2 protein-coding genes and 1 pseudogene are annotated in these 1,479 nt (G+C 36.3%); 2 read left to right on the top strand and 1 reads right to left on the bottom strand.

Annotated elements, in window-relative coordinates:
• Positions 1-207: 207 nt before the first annotated feature.
• Both ACFINO_RS09760 and ACFINO_RS09755 read left to right on the top strand, forming a co-directional pair.
• Positions 208-522: a type II toxin-antitoxin system HigB family toxin gene (locus ACFINO_RS09760; protein ID WP_317993618.1), complete on the top strand. Its 315-nt coding sequence runs from the start codon at positions 208-210 to the stop codon at positions 520-522.
• On the top strand, positions 519-875 hold the full coding sequence (locus ACFINO_RS09755; protein WP_375624310.1) for a type II toxin-antitoxin system HigA family antitoxin: 357 nt from the start codon (positions 519-521) through the stop codon (positions 873-875). The genes ACFINO_RS09760 and ACFINO_RS09755 overlap by 4 nt, the downstream gene beginning before the upstream one ends.
• A gap of 97 nt (positions 876-972) precedes the next feature.
• Here the strand turns inward: ACFINO_RS09755 and ACFINO_RS09750 are convergent.
• Positions 973-1,203, bottom strand: a pseudogene (locus tag ACFINO_RS09750) (DNA adenine methylase); the annotation flags it as partial.
• Between the last annotated feature and the right edge of the window lie 276 nt (positions 1,204-1,479).

Genomic DNA, 1,479 nt, shown 5'->3' with positions numbered 1-1,479 from the left:
CAACCTCGACAACTTCAACACCGTGTAGAAAACCTGTTGCCATACTTTATGCTCCTTTAAATGGTTGGCTAATGAAATGAATGGGAAAAATGAGAGGTAAAGAGCCGCTCTTGAGAAAGGTTTGTTTTCAACAAGCACTTTCTTTTTATAAATATCTTGACTTGGTCCCAAAATGGTACTAAGATTGATAAAAATCAGGATAAACTTATGAAAATTGTTAAAATCTCCACACTTCAAACTTTTTGGGCTCGATATCCTGATGCTGAACAACCGTTAAAAGCATGGGTAGATGAAGCTAAAAATGCGCAGTGGCGTTCTCCTCATGACATTAAAGAGAAGTATAAAAATGCAAGCATATTAAAGAATAATCGTGTTGTTTTTAATATTAGAGGCAATGATTATCGTTTAGTTGTTTCAATCTTTTATCCAGCAGGTTGGCTTTATATAAAATTTATAGGGACACACAAACAGTATGATGCAATTGATGCTAATACTGTAGAACTAAAGGAATTTAAGAAATGAATATCAAACCAATTCGTACAGAGAGAGAGTATCAAGAAGCTTTAGAAATTGTGTCTGCAATGTTTGACAATCAACCTAAAGAGAATACTCCAGAATTTGATCAAATGGAGGTTCTTGTGTTGTTGATTGAAGCGTATGAAGCAGAACACTATCCTGTTTCTCCTCCTCACCCGATTGAAGCTATTAAATTTAGAATGGAACAAATGAACTTAAGTGCTAAAGATCTCGTTCCTGCGATTGGTCATTTAAATCGTGTTTATGAAATCTTGAGTGGTAAAAGAAAATTAACACTGCGCATGATTAAAAACTTGCACCAACAGTTCAATATTCCACTAGAAAGTCTGATAGCTTAGGTTTTATACTAATTTATTTTTTTGAAAGATTTTTAAGGGGTTTCAAAAGGTCTTCAAAGATCATTTAAAGACCCTTTAATATGTATTATTTCTCGTTTTAGAAATCGCAATTTGAGATAATAAGCTCTTGAGCCGGCATTGGATTATTTGAACCACATGTATAAGATGTATTCACTTCTTTTAGTTTAAATTGGCTAAAGGTTTTTCGGATCTCTGGCACATCATTGAGAGACAGAACAAACTTTCCCTTTAATTGTGCAAGCAGTGTGGACATCGTCTGGTAATCCTCTCGCTTAAACAAATCCTTGCCATAGCAATTCTCAACGCCTGTTAAAGCCCTTTTAAAGGGCTTTAAAAGAGCTTTAAAAGGACTTAAAAACATATAAGCCTGCTCATACAAAAGCTATCCATTTGACTTGCGCTATTTTTGGTTTTGTATTTAATCTTTCCATAACCTTATAAGAACAGCGCCATCAGCTCCAGCACCACTTGGAGAAGAATCAGAGTGAGCACCAGCCCCGCCACCTCCAAAACCACGCCCTGCTTTTCCTGAACTGTAGGAACCTAGTCCTATCCCTCCAGCTCCACCCCTTGATGTATCGCC

This window comes from Bartonella sp. AA83SXKL (assembly GCF_042196965.1).
In the GTDB taxonomy this organism is placed as follows: Bacteria; Pseudomonadota; Alphaproteobacteria; order Rhizobiales; family Rhizobiaceae; genus Bartonella.
This window is presented reverse-complemented; position numbering and strand designations above follow the sequence as displayed.